This is a genomic window from bacterium (assembly GCA_013360195.1).
In the GTDB taxonomy this organism is placed as follows: Bacteria; Electryoneota; RPQS01; order RPQS01; family RPQS01; genus JABWCQ01.
In genome coordinates this window covers 19,636-36,300 of the sequence record JABWCQ010000022.1, presented here as the reverse complement: position 1 = coordinate 36,300, position 16,665 = coordinate 19,636, and the positions used below count along the sequence as shown (strand labels likewise).

The window sequence follows — 16,665 nt, the reverse complement described above, 5'->3', positions numbered from 1 at the left end:
ACATCATCCACATACCAGCCTTCGCGCTGAACACTGTTGTCCGAACCAAAGCGGAACCTCAATTGCACGTTCGAACCGGCATATGCCGACAAATCAGCCGTCATCTGAGTCCATGTGGTCAGCGTCGTCGCCCAGCACGGCAAGCCTAACATCGGCCCCTGTGCAGGTGCCCCGCCGCCCACCGTGTAGCGGAATGTATTCGGATAACCGCCCTGGGGTGTTATCTGTGTGAACGCTCCGCCATTTACAGAAATCTCCAGGATTCCGCCGTCATAAGCCGAATCCGGATACACACCCGACACTTCGCCTTCCAACTGCATCCAGAAACTCAACACCGCGTCCGCAGGCAGATTGTTCATCACCGGCGACAGCAAACGTGCGTCGTTAAATGCGCGATACGTTCCCGTCGTCGTCGAGCCGCACTTGTAACTGTGTGATGTCGAGCGCGAACGCTCCGTCGAAATATGCCAATCGTCCACCCATGTTCCGCCCGGCGTATTGTGCGTCCAGCCCGGCGCTCCCGTTTCAAAGTCTTCTTCAAGTACTGTGATAATCGGCAATGCGGTCAAGTTCATGTCCGCAATCACCGTGTCACCTTCAACGATCGTTATTCCCGTCACCGTGTCGGATACATAAGCATAAGCGCTGAATGCCAAATCATACGTCGCTCCGTCCGGCAGCGGCATGAAATAAACGCCACTCGCGTTCGTCGTCGCAGAGTTGACTCCGCCAACCACCTGAACCGTCGCTCCCGAGATCGGCAGCAGCGTCGTTGCGTTGCGCACCGTGCCCGTCACAAATCCGCCGGCCTGCGGATCAAATCCGTCCAGCGTCATCACACCGCTGTTGCCCGGATCCAAATGAGCCCGCAAACCGTTCGTCATCGACAGCGAAAACTTGCCGTAATAATCGTCTATGTTGTTCGTGCAGCTCGCCGTCCCGCCGTGCAATTGCCCGGTGATCCGGTGATTCTGATCAAAAAGCGGCGAACCCGAGGAGCCCGGCTCCGTCGTGCCGTCTTCCCAGTTCAATATCCGCCAATGTGAATTGGCCGGTGTGCCCGACCATGTGCTCGACACCGGAGCCTGATTGTCAAACGTTATCTTCTTGATGTCGCCGCTCGGGTGGTGAATACAAACGGAGTTTGTCGCCGCCGCGTCGTTCGCGTTCCACCCGCTGAAATACGGATTATAGTTGAGCGGAACGTTGCTGTTCAACCGGACAAGCTGAACATCCGATGCGCTGCTGTTGAAGAGTAGCTGACAGCCCGCGACCGTTTGATTCGTCGGACCGTTCACGTTCGGACAGCCCGGACTTTCATAGTTGAACATGAATACCGACGTCGTCGTCGGATCACAGTGATCCGCCGTCAATACAAACGGCGTGCCGTCGTTGTTCGTATTGTTTATCAGCGAGCCGGAGCAATACCGGAAACCGCCGCTCGTCAACAGCATCACCACGCCGCGCTTCTGCTCCTGCCACGCCGCGCCCTCCGGACAATTCACGTTGTTGTTGCAGGTCCCGCTGTCACCGAAATCGTCCAACGGATTATTTTCACGGCCGAACAGATTACGATAGGCATGAACGACGCGCATCAGCGAAATCTCGCTCTGTCCCCGCGCTTCCGCTGGCTCGTAATACTCAAGTGTCACCGCGTCTCCCGGAACCGGCTGCGTCGAAAACTCGCCGCCCGGAAATTCATTTGCCTCTGTGAACGCGCCGATGACGTAGTCGTAATTATCGCTGTAAACAAAAAACTGTCCACCCGTCGGCAGGTCAAACCGGTCGAACACCAGATTGACCGAATAGGCGCCGCGCGACTCAAGTCTCAGTCGCCAAACCCGCCCTTCCTTCGTCTCTCCACGTGCCGCTGTTGCTCAAATTGAAGCTCACATCGTGCGGATAGCCGAACCGCAACGGAACATCCTTGCTCTCCTGCTCATCTTCCGCCAGCAGAACATCCGCATTCACCGCAGGCAGACTGCGCGTCTCCGGCGCGGACATGCCCGTCAGACTCAGGCTCGCCGGCGAACCGCCCTGAGACACCTGAGCCACACTAACGCTTGCCAAACACCAAACGGCAAGCATGACAAAAATCATATGGGACCGCTTCATCGTATTGTCTCCGATTGCAAATTGGATCATTAATGGTTGAATTCGTGTTTCGAGATGAACTTAAAGCTAATGGCAAATCTACACACTTCAGCGCGTTGTTCGACTAGAATCTAAAAGCTCTCAACAGATTTCCCCGAAGCAAAAGGTCTAGGGTTAGCAATATTGATCGCAGCCTTGAACCTACAAAAAGGCAACGATCTGTATCTAAACCCAAGGGCAATCGCCGCGGCGATTGTGGCTCCTTGACTTACGTATTGAATTGGATTGCCATTGTGATTAGCCCACTTTCTTATGTCGTCCTTAATATGGCCACAAACGTAATTGAGATTACAAGATCTCTGGCGTCTTTTCGTGCTTAGCCACTCCACGGCTAGCGCGAACTCCTCAATTGCGTCGTAAAGTAATTTTCTATCATGTTCAAAACTTGAACCATTATACCTCTCGTATTCTTGACAATTCAATCCGCCATATGCAAGATTGGGGTATCTCACAATAACTTTTAGCAATTGATCACGCATGTTAATATTCTCCTCTCTAACCCTTCTTCAAACTGAAACGACTTGCAATCCAATCAATTTTTTACGCGTTACAAAACTGATGCCGTTGTTCGGGGCTTGAAATCAATACCGAGCTTTTCCTTCAAATAACTCTTGAGTACGAATACCTCTACTTTTCGCGCTTTCTGCTCGTTGTCAAGAAAGTACTTGGTGTAATCGCCTTCCTTCTCAGGTTGAACAATCATGAGTTTTCTGGTCTCGCCAGTAATGTCTTCAACAGTTTCGCTGTGCTTAATCTGTGTATCCCAACAAACGATAGAGTGGACATTTTCAAACGAATGATTAAAGTCCTTGGTCAAAATATGCTTGAATTCAACATAGAACAGTTTAGATTGTGAAATTGGTGTTGTGGCATCTGATTTTACGATTACATCTATGCCTTCATGGGTATCATAGTCTAATACGTAAAATGGGAAAAGTTCTGGTTTTTTCTGAGCAACCAAAATATAGAGAGCAAAGACGCCACTCTCTCGCGTTGGCTCGACTAATTGCGTCCCCTCAAACACAGCAATATTTGTCTTATTGATTCGGGAAACTCTCCAGCCATAATCTCTGCGCTCCTTTTCAACAGTTCGAAAAGCTCCCGCCTGACTTTCTAGCCAATCCAAGTCTCTCCAGTCGTTGCTTTCGACTATGTCTTCATAAATCTGACGAACGGTATTTTTTAGATCAGATAGTTTCTCAGAAGGAGTATTTTCAATTGAACCACGGTTGGCAGTGAGTCTCAAGTCTTGGCAATTCACGAACGCATGAAAACGAGTATATTCAGTGCCTTTAACACCTATCCAATCGTTTTTTCTTTGGATCGGAATATAATCTTTGCATAGCCAAAGGCCGTATCTCTCTTGAACAGTATATGCCCCTTTCGGAGATTGATAACCAGAGCGTCGAAGCATTAGGTTATTGTCATACTTGACTCTTGAACCTTCAATACTAAAAACGGCTTCAAAGGTTACTTCCGGATGATCAGAAAGTGTTCCTGTCCGAACAATTCTCTTACAGTAATGGTCAGGGGCGTATGCCAAATGTGTATCAAAAAGGGAAGTTATACTTGGGCTTTCACCAGGAAAAGGATGACCAACTTCAATCTCTTCTATTGTTTGACTATCAAGTCCTTGAAGTCTTAATCTCACATTTGATTTTGAAGTATTAAAAACATGCTCAATGGAGCCATGTTTGGTGAACCACAGAATGTAGTCCTTCAGTATTGCATGGGTGAACCTGTCGCGGCGGTTATTGTTGTAACCAATTATCTCTATTTCGGTACCTGTTCGACTATCGCTGGAAGGTCCTGCCGAAACTTTAACCTGTGGAATTGTACCATTGTGAAGGGAGCGAAATGGGGTATCGACCGAAGCCTCTAAGCGCTCACCGTTCCTATAGGTCACGACTCGGATTCGCGAGCTATTAAAGTAAACTTTTGTTCCATGCCCCTTTTCTCCGATTTTTGTAGGATCTTCTCTTGACATTGAATTTCCCAAGTCAAAAAATGCTTGGAGGCCAAGCCGGTCCATACCCTCACCATTATCTTGCAATCTAATTCTAAGAACTGATTCGCCACAATCTTGAATAACATCGAACAACACAGTTATTAGCGAAGCGTTTGCATCATAGGAATTACTGATTGCTTCTCTAACCAATTCAAGTGGATTCGCAAAGTCGTTGGCGATTTCGAGGAACTCTCTCGTCGCATTGACAGTAGGTATAATAGTTCACCAGCGCGATTCCCGCGATAATCAATCCGCCGCCCAGCACGATGTCCCAGTGCAGCGGCTCGTCCAGAAAGAACACCCCCAGAAGTACCGCCGTCGGCGGAAACACAAATGTCACCAGCGACGTGCGCGTTGCGCCCCAGTGATTCAAAAGATAAAACCAGGCCACCGTCGAAAGTCCCATACCCAGAATGCCCATCCACGCGCACGCCAGCCAGGTCAGCGGAATCTGCGGAACTTTGAACGGCGCTTCGAATATCGCCGCCATCACGACGATGAACACCATGCCGCCCAATATCAGCGGAAGTCCCATCTGATAGGGATGAACGCCGCGCATAAACTTGCGCTGCGAAATCGTGCTCCCCGCGTACAAAAAGGTTGCACCGAGCATCGCGGCTTGTCCGAGCACATCGCGCTCTTTTCCGAAATCGGGATTCATGAGAATATAAATCCCCGCAATCCCTGACAGAAGACCCAAAAACTTCGGCAGCGTGAAACGCTCGTCATGCAAAAAGTAGTGAGCCATCAGCATCGTCCACAGCGGCATCGTCGCGTTCAGCACACCCGCCAGACCTGAGTCAATGCGCGTCTCCGCAAAACCGATTAAGCTTATCGGCATGGCAACACTTGTAATCCCCAGAAAGAACGGCAGCCAGAACTCTTTGCCCGACCACTTCAGGTCAAACTTCTGCCAACGGATGATCACCCATGTTATCGCGGCGCCGAAAATCAGCCGCCAGCTCACCATCGTCATCGGCCCCAGCTCGCGCAAGGCCAGCTTAATCCACAAAAATGATGTGCCCCAGGCTAAACAGCCAAGGTAAAGGAACACCAGCCACTGTTTCAATTATATCTCCCCGTCCGCCCTACCTGAGTTGCTTGAGTATACCTGCGAAAACAGACTATAAGATAACACCGTTCCGCCCCCTTTGCAACTCCCCGGACAGAGTTTATCCCACGATACGCTCAATGGGGCAAAATCGTTAAATGTTGGGAATACCGTGCACAAATGCCTCCTGATATTCCAGACCGGCCAAAATGAAAAGCCCCGCAATTTCCAGCGGGGACTTCACATTCAACCAACCCTGAAAATTAGGCCGGCGGCATTTCATTTTCCACCAATCCGATCACGTTGCCGCTCGGGTCAGCAAACAGAGCCATGACCACCATCCCCGGAATCACTGTGCGCGGCATCACCGTCTTGCCGCCCAGCTTCTCGGCATGCCCAAGTACCGGGTCAATTTTATCCACGCCGATATAGACCGTCACACGCGGCGAACCGCCCGGCTCCGTGCCGCTGATTCCGCCGCCGATGCTTTTCTCTTCGGCGGCCACCAATCCGTATTGCATCGGATTACTCGCGTCAATCTTCCAGCCGAAAAGCGTGCTGTAAAATGACTGCAGCTTTGCACCATCGTGTCCGGTGATTTCAAAGTGTACAACAGGCATTCCCATCTTGAATCCCTCCAAAGTGAATATGTAAACCGTTTTTCGAAAAATCTAAATGCTATCGCGTCAGCGCATCGGGTCCGGCGTTCACGCCACGGCGGGTTTGCCGTATCTTTGTGTTGCCCAGCCGAGAATGATGCCCACAATCGTGCCCGGAATCATGATTTCCAGCCAGTAGTGCTCACCGTTCTCACCGGGCATCGCGGCAACTAATGTCGCCAAAGCCAGACCCACAATGCCGCCGAAAATTAATCCCTTGGTCATGTCGCTGACTTTGCGCGAGAAAAATCCGATGATGAGCCCCGCGAGCAATCCCTTGAACGACGAACCCATGACAATACCTGCCAGCGCATCGCGCACTTCAGGCGTAAACCATGCCGTTAAGCCGTCAAATATTCCGAGAACTACTCCAAGAATGATTCCTAAAACTGGTTTGGACATTGCTGCCTCCGTTGAGTTGCGCGACTGTTCTGCCTTTCATCCAAGTATACAGAAGGATTCTCAAATTCTTTAGCGTTTCAAGGCCAAATAAAAAATTAACCGTATCACCATGTAAGTCAAGAGGATAATCACAATAAACCGGTGCCGGTTGACCATTCTCGCCAGCTTTTCGAGAGGCGTTTCATGGTAAGCTGTGACCGGTTCGCCATCCAAAAACCGCAAAATATCACCGCCCAACTCAGCAACCGTGCGATACCGCTCTTCCCGAGTCTCGTGCGCCGCCTTGCGAATAATCGCCGCCAAGGCTTTCGGCAGCGAACGCAATTGCTCGCGCATAAATCCGTCGGCAGCATCCGTTCGCGTCAGCAGCGCATACAAAGTAGCTCCAAGCGCAAAAATATCCGCCCGCGCATCCAGCGGCTCTCCCTTCGCCTGCTCAGGTGACATGTAGCCCTTCGTGCCGTGACCCGCCGTATGCGCCGTTAAATCCTCGGCACCCCGTGCCGTACCCCAATCGAGAACCAGTACTTCACCGAATTCTCCCACCATGATATTGGCGGGTTTTACATCCCGGTGCAGCACGCCTTTGCTGTGCGCGTAGCTTACCGCATCGCAGATTTTCAAGAACACCCGCAGCCGCTCACTCTGAGTCTCCGCGCGCGCCGCATACTCATCAAGCTGCAAACCCTGCACAAGCTTCGTGACATAAAAGACACGACCGTCAGGCAAATTGCCGAGGTCGTGTACAGGAATGATTCCGGGATGTTCAAGCTGCGCCGCTGTCTGTGCTTCGCGCTGCATGCGCTTCACAAGTTCGCCCTGCCGGTCCTGCACACGCAAGACTTTCAGAGCCACCTGACGATTCAGCACCGTGTCTTCCGCGACATACACGCTGCCCATCCCTCCTTGTCCGAGAGGTGCGACCAGTTTGTATTTCGTCTGCGACAAGTCCGGTTCGTCAATCGCCTCGCGCAGATGATTCAGCGTCTCGTCAGGCAGCTTCATCGGTTCTTTGCGCCTTTGACTCCGAGCAGAGCCTGCGTCTCTTCAAGAAACTCCTCTTCGGAAGCCGTTATCGTGCGCAGGCGGTCGAGCAAGGCCAGCCGCACTTTCGTCCGCATCGCGTGCAAGTGATTCGTCACCGTCGCCGCGCTGACTCCGAAGGTGCGCGCCAAATCCTCATACGTGACTTTCTCCGCCGAGCCGCGCTCGATGTCATAGCGTTTGAAAATCTGAAACTGCAGCTTCGCCGTGTCGCTTGTCGCAAGCGACTCCACATCGGCAACCGCAGCCTCAAACAAACTTCTGCGCCACTCCTGCTCGAAGAGCTCATCCAACGAATCCGGGTCTGCCGGGTCGAGCGGTTCGCCGTCCGCTCCCGACGTTTCCAGAGAACCCACGTTTCCCCCGCCGCGTTTTTGCGCGAGCTGTGCGTTGTGCTCGTTAATCAAAAATCTGTCCAGACAGAAGCGCAAGAAATGGCGGAATCGTGCCTTGCTCGAATCAAACTTGGAAAATGTGTCCCGCTCAAAAACGTAAGTGAAAAAATTCTGCGCCGCGTCGCTGGCATCGCTCTCGCTTGCGCTCCATTTCGCGCGGATATAGCTCTGCACCGGATGCCAATAGAGCCTTGATACGACTTCCCAACCCACTTGACGAGCCGATTCATCGCCACTCGCCAGCGCGCGAATCGCCGTCCAGCGCGTGTCAGGGAAGGGAGTATAGCCGCTCATCTCACTCCGTCCTCGTGCTCCATTCCGCCAGCCAAATCAGAAAGTCCGTGCCGACCTCAAGCGCATCCGGATGAATCGTGAATTGACTCTGGTGCAATCCGGCTTCTCCCAGTCCGTCCTTCGCGATTCCCAGACTGAAATAGAGGCAGGGAAACTCCTGTGTGTAATAGGCAAAATCCTCGGCGGTCATGCGGCGAATACTCTCTCCGTCCGCTCGCAGCGCGGGGAATTTGTCCGCCGCCGACAATACAGCTTCACACAACTCCGGATTGTTTGTCGTCGGCGGTGCGCCTCTGCGCAGTCGCAACTCTGCCGTGCAGCCGCACGCTGCGGCCGTGTGCGTGATGTATTCATTCATCAGCGACTCAATCGTGCCGCCGTTCTGAATCGAATCGGCAATGTCAAAATAGGCGCGCACCGTCCCTCCGAACGAACACTCTTCGGACAGCACGTTGTAGGTTTTTGACGTGTCACATTCAATCCACGCGACGCTCATGATGCAAGGCTCTTCAAGCACATTCATCTTCCGTGCCGGCAAACTGGTCAAACCTGAAATGATATTGGCCGTGCACGTCGGGACGTCATCGCCTTGATGCGGGTAGGCCGCATGAGAGCCGCGTCCGCTCACTTTGACGCTGTAGTAATTGCTGCCTGCCAACACCGCCCCCGGCGCGATGCGAATCACTCCCGCCGGAAGCCCCGGGAAAACGTGCTGCCCGAACACCTTCTCTACACCGAGTTTGTGCAGCGTGCTGTCTTTAATAATATCGTCCGCGCCGCCTTTGACCTCTTCTGCCGGCTGAAAAAGAAAGACGACGGTGCCGCTCACGTCCCGACTGTTCTTCAATTCAACCGCTGCGCCGAGCAGCATCGCCGCGTGCGCATCGTGCCCGCACGCGTGCATCATACCGGGAACGGTGGAGATGAAATCGCATTCCGTTTCCTCGGCAATCGCAAGCGCGTCAAGCTCCGCTCGCAGACAAATGGTCGGTCCGGGCCTGCCCGTGCGCAAAACGGAAATTACTTCCGTCTTCAGCGACGGCGAATCCACGAACTCCGTATAGCCGGCTTTCTCAAGTTCTGTGCGAATCAGCTTGGACGTTTCAAATTCCTTGTGCCCAATCTCCGGATGCGCATGGATGTGCTCATACGTCGAACGAACGAGCGAGCGTATCGCGGAACCCGCCGCCCACGCGGGAGTGGACGCAAGCACCACGGCGAACAGAATACCGGTTGATACGTGCATATTTTTACATTGGTGAAATGGCATTTGCAAAAAACCCCGCGCGAGTTCGCGCAGGGCTAACGATAATATGAATGGATGTGAGTGCTGTGCGCGCATGTGGAGTCGAACGTCCGTCAGACTCTCAACAGTCCGCGAAAACCCCGCGCCGCATAGTAGGATTGCGCGCCGTTGTGATACACAAAAACCGTGTCGTAACGGCGGTCGCCGAAAATTGCGCCGCCAAGCTTTCTGATGGCGGGCGGTGTCAGCAGCCAGCTTGAAGTCTTTGTGTCAAACTTTCCGAGCTTCTGCAGCTCCCGGTACTGACCTTCGTTCAAGAGCTCGATGCCCATCGCCTCCGCACTCTCAAGCGCGCTGCCGTCCGGCTTCGCCTCTTTTCTGGCCTCGAGCGCCTCACCGTCATAACACAAGCTTCTGCGGCCGGCGGGACTCTCGGCGGAACAGTCGCAAAAAACAATCTCGCCCGTCTTCTTGTCCAGCCCGATGACATCGGGTTCGCCGCCTGTTTGCTCCATCTCATCGAGCGAGCGCAGTTTGTCAGGCTGTGCGTCGAGCTTCGCCTGTATCTTCGACCATTCGAGACCTTTGTGCCGGCTCATGTGTCTCTCGAATCGCGCTTTCAACACACCGAGAAGTTCCTCACGGCGGTCGCGGGAAAGAGTTTTCTTCGTCGCTGCTTTAGGCATAGTTGGAATGAAAAGTGACAAGTTGACAAAAAGCTTCGAGCCAAAGAAGTCTTTGGCTCGAACTGCGGAAAACGGATTGTGGTGCCCGAGCTCGGATTCGAACCGAGATGCCTTGCGGCGCTACCCCCTCAAGATAGTGTGTCTACCAATTTCACCACTCGGGCCGGCATGTTATGCCGATATTGCCGCTAGCGCGATTGCGCTCACGGCTTCGGTAACTCTTAATTGCCGCCGGTTGTGGGCTGCTGATTGGCCGGAGTTGAATTCGGCTGAGCAGGAGTCGTGGCCGGAGTCGTTGTCCCCGTTTGCACCGGAGCAGTCTCCGTGGCTGTCGTCGGACTCACCTGTCCTCCGCCGGGAATGGACGGTACCGGACTCTGTATCGGCGAACTCTGCACCGCCTGCTGAGTCACCGACACCTGCGTGCTCGAAGGCCCGGAAATCAACGCCATTACCAAACAGTTGAGCAGGAATATTGTCGCTAATATCGTCGTGGCTTTCTGCAGAAAGTTCGCCGCCTGACGCCCGCCGAATACCGTGGACGAAGCCATGCCGCCCGCGACACCCGCGAGTCCGCCGCCCTTCGCGCTCTGCAGCAGTATCGAAACCACCAACAGCAGCGAAACGATGATTTGAAGTGCGATTAAGAGTCCGTAGATCATGACAAAACTTTGGAAATAGTGATTAGTAAAACTTACTAGACGACCCAGATGACTTACGCAAACCTAGGGTGACTGAACGGAGTCGATTGGAATTCGTCCACGTCCATCACATACTGTACACGTACCTTTGGCTCTGTTACATACTGGACAGTCACAAGAGCCACTACCACCGCAATGCGCACACGAAATACTCTTTACCTTAGAAGCGCGGGAGGACTCGTTTTCTCCCCCAATTCGGTCGACCACGTTGTTTCTCACACCCCAATTGTGTTTATCGGAATTAGACACTTCTTGGTACTACCTTACCAGTTCCTCCGCAGACTTTGCAAGGAACATCATCACGCTCGTGAATCTTGAAGATTATATGCGCATCATTGGGGTTATAGTTTGGATTCAAACCATTTGCTGTCCAACACGCGTCACAATTACAACTTCCAGTACCATGACAATGTTTGCAGTCAATGATATTGCTGCTCATATAGCGTCTCTATGCTTTTGGGTTGGTCTTTCTATTTTGGCCATAAGTTGTCGAGTAGTTATCTGGACAATTCGTGACAACAGTAGGCCTAAAGGCACGCAAAGTGCTATTTCTTCTTGTCTATTCGCTGATACTCTTTGAGTGTGACTTTCACGCCCTTCTGAATTTCATTGACGTGGCCTTCGATAGGCAGATTCTCAGGATTTTGACCAGAGTTATCGTGCATAAGTTTTCGAACCTGCCTTCCAACCCCGAAGGCGACTTCTTCGGCTTGTTGTTGTCCTGTTGCCCTTTCATTTCTCAATCGAGCTTTCGTCTGAGTAACGCGAAACAGGTTTCCAGCCAATTCCTCAAGTCCGAGGAAGTCATATAGATTATCGCTTGACGACAATCCTTTCATTTTCTTAAGCGCGTTTGTACTCTTATTATACATCCCGCGGTAGCCAGCGTCTTTGAACGAACCAAAATCCTCTACCCCTGACATCTTTGCCGCTGAAGTCATTTCCATTTCGCCAACCTTAAGATCAGCGCGTACTTGAGCGCGCTTAATTCGCTCGGCGTCTTGAAAGTGCTCCTTGATACTCGCGGCCAAAGCAGCAAAATGCGCTTGAGCGAGTGCCACTTCGTATTTACTTGAATCTGCCTTCATAGCAGTCAAGTAACATGCAAATCGACTTAATTTGAAATCTGGAGCGGGCTTCCCTGCAATTTCACGATCTAACGAAATGAAGTTCTCGTGAATTGCGATCTTCAGAGCAGCACAAATTGCAATAGCCTCTTGTACAACATTATAGAAACTATCGTATGAAGCGTAGCCAAGAAAACGTTGCAGATCACGGGCGTACCAGAACTTAATTCCGTTTTCTAAGCCCGCCTCTTCAAACTCATGTGCATAAAGGTCAAGCGCTTCCTGCACATCTTCTTGCTTGTTTTTCTTATCCATTGATTGTGCCTGCTTGGTATTGCTACGAGTGTACTACTCGCGTACATTCCCTGTGTAATTCTAAAAGACTGTCCACCTGCAAACTTGCTCCGCCGACTAACGCGCCGTCAATATCGGGCTGCGTCATCAGCTCGTAGCAGTTGTCCGGCTTTACACTGCCGCCGTAAAGAATCCTCGTCCGCATCGCGGCGTCAGCGTTCTTCTTGGACAGCAGCAAGCGCACGAACTTGTGAGCATCCTGGGCCTGCTGCGGTGTTGCAACGACTCCCGTACCGATTGCCCACACCGGCTCATAGGCGACCACCACTTTTTCAAGATCGGCCACTTCAACATCCTTCAAGCCCATCACGACTTGACGGCTCAAGACTTCCTCCAGTCGGCCGGCCTTGCGCTCATCTAATGTCTCCCCGATGCAAAAGATGGGAGTCAACCCGGCTTTCAAAGCCGCCGCGACTTTCCTGCCAATCAGTTCGTCTGTCTCACCGAATATCTGCCGCCGTTCGCTGTGACCAAGCACAACAAAGTTGCACCCCAGGTCCACCAGCATTTCCGGCGATACCTCGCCCGTGAAGGCACCGGAACTTTGAAAGTAACAATTTTGGGCTCCAAATGCAAGCTGGGAAGGGCTCTTACCACTCTCTTTACAAGCACTTGCAACCGCATGTAATGCGGTATTTGTCGGGAGCAAGACCGTTGGGACCGGACTGGAGGGGAGCTTGGCCGCATACTCCCGGACAAACTCGGCGGCTTCACCCGTGAGCTTGTTCATCTTCCAGTTAGCAGCAAGAAGTTTCGTTCTATTCATCTTCCGTTTTTCGCCGAGCGGCGATTAGGCGCAGCAGTTCCCCGCCGGAATATGTTTTTTATGCATTTGTCAATGCCGCTACGCCGGGAAGAATCTTGCCTTCGAGGAACTCGAGACTTGCACCGCCGCCGGTGGAAACATGCGATACCTTTTCCGCCAAGCCAAACTTCTCCATGGCCGCAGCACTGTCTCCGCCGCCGACAACCGTAATGGCCCCACCTTGTGTAGCCTGGACAAGAGCCTCGGCAACAGCTCTCGTGCCGGATGCAAATTCATCAATTTCAAAGACTCCCATCGGGCCGTTCCAAACAACTGTCTTGGCGTTCAGAATATGTTCGCTGTACAGTTTTTCGGTCGCCGTTCCGATGTCCGCCGCAAGTTTGTCCCCCGGTATCTTGTTGGACGGGGCAATCGTGGTGGACTCGCCTGACTTCAGCTCGGAGGCGACCCGGGAATCGGGAGGCAGGACCAATTTGGTCTTGGAGCCGGCAGCCTTCTTGACCAGTTCAAGCGCGAGGTCCATCTTGTCGGCTTCGAGGATGGATTCACCGATTTCGCCGCCCTGTGCCTTATAGAAGGTATAGGCCATACCGCCGCCGACCAGAATCGTGTCCACCTTGCCGATGAGGTTTTCGATGACGTCAATCTTGCCGGAAATTTTCGAGCCGCCGAGCACCGCCACAAACGGATGTTTCGGTTCGGCCAGTGCCTTGCCCAGATAGTCGAGTTCCTTTTGCATCAGGTAACCCGCCACACACGGCTTGATAAACTGCGTCACTCCTTCCGTCGAAGCGTGCGCGCGATGTGCCGAGCCGAACGCGTCGTTGACATACAAGTCCCCGAGCTTGGCAAGCTGTTTGGCGAATTCGGGATCGTTCTTTTCTTCTTCATTATAGAAGCGCAGGTTCTCCAGCAGAACAACCTGACCCGGCACCATGGCATTGACCACTTTCTCAACTTCTTCGCCGATGCAATCGGTGGCCATGGTCACGGGTTTGCCGAGCAGCTCCGCCAGCCGCACTGCGGCGGGAACGAGCGACATATCGGGATTCTTTTTGCCTTTCGGACGTCCCAGGTGGCTCATCAAAATCGCTTTGCCGCCGGACGAGATAATCTTCTTAATCGTGGGCAGCGACTCGCGAATCCGCGTGTCGTCGGTCACTTTGCCCTCGTCAAGCGGCACATTGAAATCCACGCGCACCAACACGCGCTTGCCGCTTAAGTCAACCTGGTCAATCGTTTTTTTGTTCATCTAAGGATGAAAATTGGAAGTAGGAAATGTGAAATCAGATCTATCTCAGTTATCTTTGCACGAGTAAGGCTAACCGTGTTTCCACCAACGCCTAATTCTCGTTACTATATACCAAACGAATCCTGCTAGAAATACAACTATACCAATTAAGACTCCAGCCCAGCCAGAGTCTTCCCGACGCGCTACAAAAGAACTCGCAACGACAATGATGCCTCCTAAGAGAATGGCAATCACAGACCACAGTTCATGCAGTTTGAGTCGCTTGCTCGTTTGTTCGACTGTTACAACGTCAGAGTTTGATCCCTCAAGTGAAGTCTTGCCCCTAGATATTGGATAACCACACTTTGGGCATGCCTTCGCTTGATCGCTTACCTCTCCTTTGCATTCCGGGCAAATAACTAATGCCATGGCCAAGTACTCCTTCTTCGCGGTGACATGCGCTACACATGCCCCGCAAATTTCGACAAGAAAATTACAGCGAGTCTTTTCCTATTCTCGCGGCGGCACCCGCTGCGGGTGCCCCGCTTCTGTCATCCTCTGTTAGGATCTATTCAAAGGAGGTTACAATGTTGTGCGTTTAAGATTCCGTGGAGCATAACGCGGGCGGATCGCCATCCGCCCCTACAATTGATTTACGACGCGCTTTGCATCACGACTTTGCTCGGGGGATTTTGCCCACGAAGTGCTTGACAAGCACGATCGTGGGCGCTACACTCTGATTCTTTGCGCTTTGACATTGTGCAGTTAGCGACAAGATCCTTCACTTCGTTCAGGATGACAAGACGTAAAGAACTTTCGTCAGCGGGGTACATGAAGACATGTGCCGCCGCGTTCAAAATTGTGACACACGTAAACCCCAAGCTTCGCCGCGGCAGGTGTCTTCACCTGCCCGGCTACCGAGATTTCTAGGGAGCAGAAGGAACAATCAATGAGATGATGCTCGCTTTATCCTGAAAATAGAATGCGCGCTTGACCACTCATAGTCCGTCTGTGTTGCCACGAGCCCGGCCTTTACCGGGTTTTCATGCATATAGCGCAAGCGTATTTGTACCGCTTTCGGACCGGGCAAAGGAACATCGTCAAATCTGCGTCGCCAGAGATTACCTTGCGGATAACCGTTTGGAAGACAACGGAACGCTGATTTCATTTTGAAATCGCGCATGAAATCTGAAACTGAATCCGCGTCGTCGTGTCGGATAAGAACGGCGTGGATATGATCCGGCATCAATACAAAACCAGCACACACCAGATTAGCTTTAGCTCTGCACTCTTCGAAAGTCTCCAATATACTCTGGCACAAGCTCTCTTCGACAAACCATGAACCACGAATTTGTGTAACGGTTGTTACGAAATGGCGGCTACCGGGTAAGTCATACTTTGCGTGGCGTCGGAGCAGAACTCCCCCTTTACATCTCGGTTAGCGGGGCAGGTGAAGACACCTGCCGCCGCGAGCTTGGGGTTCTCGGTTGGCTTGGGAATTGAAGACACCTGCCGTCGTGAATCAGATTGTTGAGTCCCGCTATTCCTCATCCCCATCAAAAATCTCATCAAGCTGATTCTCAATCAGCGTGATGCGCTTGACGATGTCCTTGACGGCATTTTCGATGCGCGCCAAAGCTTCCATCACTTCAGCGTTGCCGCCTGCTGCGGCGCGCGGAGGACGATCCCCGAAATCACGGCGCGGCGGACGATCGCTCCACTCGCGCTTCGGACCTGCACTGCGGCCACGCGGACCGTCCCCAAACTCACGGCGCGGCGGACGGTCACTCCACTCTCTCTTCGGTCCGCGAGCCGGACGGTCGTCATCAAATCGCTTGCGCGGCGGCGGACGATCATCGCTGTCGTAGCGCTTGCGCGGTGGACGGTCTTCTCCGTCCCCGCGTGTGCGCGAACGCGGCGGTCTGTCATCGTCCCACTTCGGCTTGCCTGCCGCGCGCGGCGGCTTCGGTTTCACGTGCTTCTTCTCTTTGTCTTTCAAACGATAGCGGGCGGGCTTTTCAGCAGACACCTTGTGCTCCAATTCGGGAAATGTTGAGCGGCTCGAAATGTAAGCGCAGCCCCTGCTTCACGAGCCTGAAGCACTGCGTGACGATAAAAGGCATCGTCAGCCAGGTCTATCCTTAAAGTCCTTTGACGCGCGCGCCCTTGATGCTCACCATAATCGGAAGCTGCGGACAGGCGTGACCTTCCTCTTCGCCTTCGTGCTTCTCTTCAACATAGCCCGGAGCGTTCGGGTCAAAGGTCAGCACACCCTGCAACTCAATCTGCTTGCCGAGAGTCTCCTGAGGAAAGGTCACCACGTCACCAAAGCTCTTGCACAAAATTTTCGAATGATCCTTCTGCTCGATTTCCACCCAGCAGCCCGCGTGCTTGCACATATCCGTGACTGTGCCGCTGATCAATACTTCCTTATCCACATATGCGGCCGGATCCGCATTGAGTTCGGCAATCTTCGCGGGTCTTTTCAAAGTCGGCTCTTCACCGAACGTCTGCATTTTCTTCGCGGAGGAACAGGAGATCGCGAACATTGCCGCAATCATGAGAGTCAATAAAGTCTTCGTTTTCATCTTGGATTAATTTTGTTTT

General features: G+C 52.6%; 17 protein-coding genes and 1 tRNA gene. All 18 read right to left on the bottom strand.

Annotation, left to right across the window (positions count from 1 at the left end):
• A partial coding sequence (locus HUU59_12700; protein NUO20296.1) for a carboxypeptidase regulatory-like domain-containing protein occupies positions 1-1,793 on the bottom strand: 1,793 nt, incomplete at its 3' end.
• Between the two features lie 28 nt (positions 1,794-1,821).
• A complete protein-coding gene (locus HUU59_12695) occupies positions 1,822-2,115 on the bottom strand; it encodes a hypothetical protein (protein ID NUO20295.1) in 294 nt (97 codons plus the stop codon).
• A gap of 586 nt (positions 2,116-2,701) precedes the next feature.
• Positions 2,702-4,381, bottom strand: a complete 1,680-nt coding sequence (locus HUU59_12690) for an ATP-binding protein (GenBank protein ID NUO20294.1) — start codon at positions 4,379-4,381, stop codon at positions 2,702-2,704.
• Complete coding sequence (locus HUU59_12685; protein ID NUO20293.1) at positions 4,314-5,231, bottom strand: DMT family transporter; 918 nt, start codon at positions 5,229-5,231, stop codon at positions 4,314-4,316. The genes HUU59_12690 and HUU59_12685 overlap by 68 nt, the downstream gene beginning before the upstream one ends.
• Before the next feature lie 245 nt (positions 5,232-5,476).
• Entirely contained in the window at positions 5,477-5,839 is a 363-nt protein-coding gene (locus HUU59_12680) for a VOC family protein (GenBank protein NUO20292.1), read from the bottom strand.
• An 81-nt stretch (positions 5,840-5,920) separates the two neighbouring features.
• Entirely contained in the window at positions 5,921-6,274 is a 354-nt protein-coding gene (locus HUU59_12675; GenBank protein ID NUO20291.1) for a hypothetical protein, read from the bottom strand.
• Between the two features lie 69 nt (positions 6,275-6,343).
• Positions 6,344-7,279 (bottom strand): serine/threonine protein kinase, encoded by a 936-nt coding sequence (locus HUU59_12670; GenBank protein ID NUO20290.1) that lies wholly within the window; start codon positions 7,277-7,279, stop codon positions 6,344-6,346.
• Positions 7,276-8,007 carry a sigma-70 family RNA polymerase sigma factor gene (locus HUU59_12665; protein ID NUO20289.1) on the bottom strand — a complete coding sequence of 244 codons (732 nt, stop codon included), beginning with the start codon at positions 8,005-8,007 and terminating at the stop codon, positions 7,276-7,278. The genes HUU59_12670 and HUU59_12665 overlap by 4 nt, the downstream gene beginning before the upstream one ends.
• A 1-nt stretch (position 8,008) precedes the next feature.
• Positions 8,009-9,253, bottom strand: coding sequence for an amidohydrolase (locus tag HUU59_12660; protein NUO20288.1), 1,245 nt, complete (start codon positions 9,251-9,253; stop codon positions 8,009-8,011).
• A 113-nt stretch (positions 9,254-9,366) separates the two neighbouring features.
• A complete protein-coding gene (locus tag HUU59_12655; GenBank protein NUO20287.1) occupies positions 9,367-9,939 on the bottom strand; it encodes a DUF4256 domain-containing protein in 573 nt (190 codons plus the stop codon).
• Positions 9,940-10,018: 79 nt separating this feature from the next.
• Positions 10,019-10,103 (bottom strand) — tRNA-Leu (locus tag HUU59_12650).
• A gap of 57 nt (positions 10,104-10,160) precedes the next feature.
• Entirely contained in the window at positions 10,161-10,601 is a 441-nt protein-coding gene (gene secG / locus HUU59_12645; GenBank protein ID NUO20286.1) for a preprotein translocase subunit SecG, read from the bottom strand.
• 584 nt (positions 10,602-11,185) lie between these two features.
• A complete protein-coding gene (locus HUU59_12640; protein ID NUO20285.1) occupies positions 11,186-12,022 on the bottom strand; it encodes a damage-inducible protein D in 837 nt (278 codons plus the stop codon).
• 22 nt (positions 12,023-12,044) lie between these two features.
• The gene (locus tag HUU59_12635; GenBank protein ID NUO20284.1) at positions 12,045-12,827 is read right to left on the bottom strand and encodes a triose-phosphate isomerase; all 783 of its coding nucleotides are present in this window, start codon (positions 12,825-12,827) and stop codon (positions 12,045-12,047) included.
• Between the two features lie 58 nt (positions 12,828-12,885).
• The gene (locus HUU59_12630; GenBank protein ID NUO20283.1) at positions 12,886-14,079 is read right to left on the bottom strand and encodes a phosphoglycerate kinase; all 1,194 of its coding nucleotides are present in this window, start codon (positions 14,077-14,079) and stop codon (positions 12,886-12,888) included.
• A gap of 925 nt (positions 14,080-15,004) precedes the next feature.
• A complete protein-coding gene (locus tag HUU59_12625) occupies positions 15,005-15,475 on the bottom strand; it encodes a transposase (GenBank protein NUO20282.1) in 471 nt (156 codons plus the stop codon).
• 123 nt (positions 15,476-15,598) lie between these two features.
• Entirely contained in the window at positions 15,599-16,087 is a 489-nt protein-coding gene (locus HUU59_12620; protein ID NUO20281.1) for a hypothetical protein, read from the bottom strand.
• A gap of 112 nt (positions 16,088-16,199) precedes the next feature.
• Entirely contained in the window at positions 16,200-16,646 is a 447-nt protein-coding gene (locus tag HUU59_12615; GenBank protein NUO20280.1) for a DUF4920 domain-containing protein, read from the bottom strand.
• Positions 16,647-16,665: the final 19 nt, after the last annotated feature.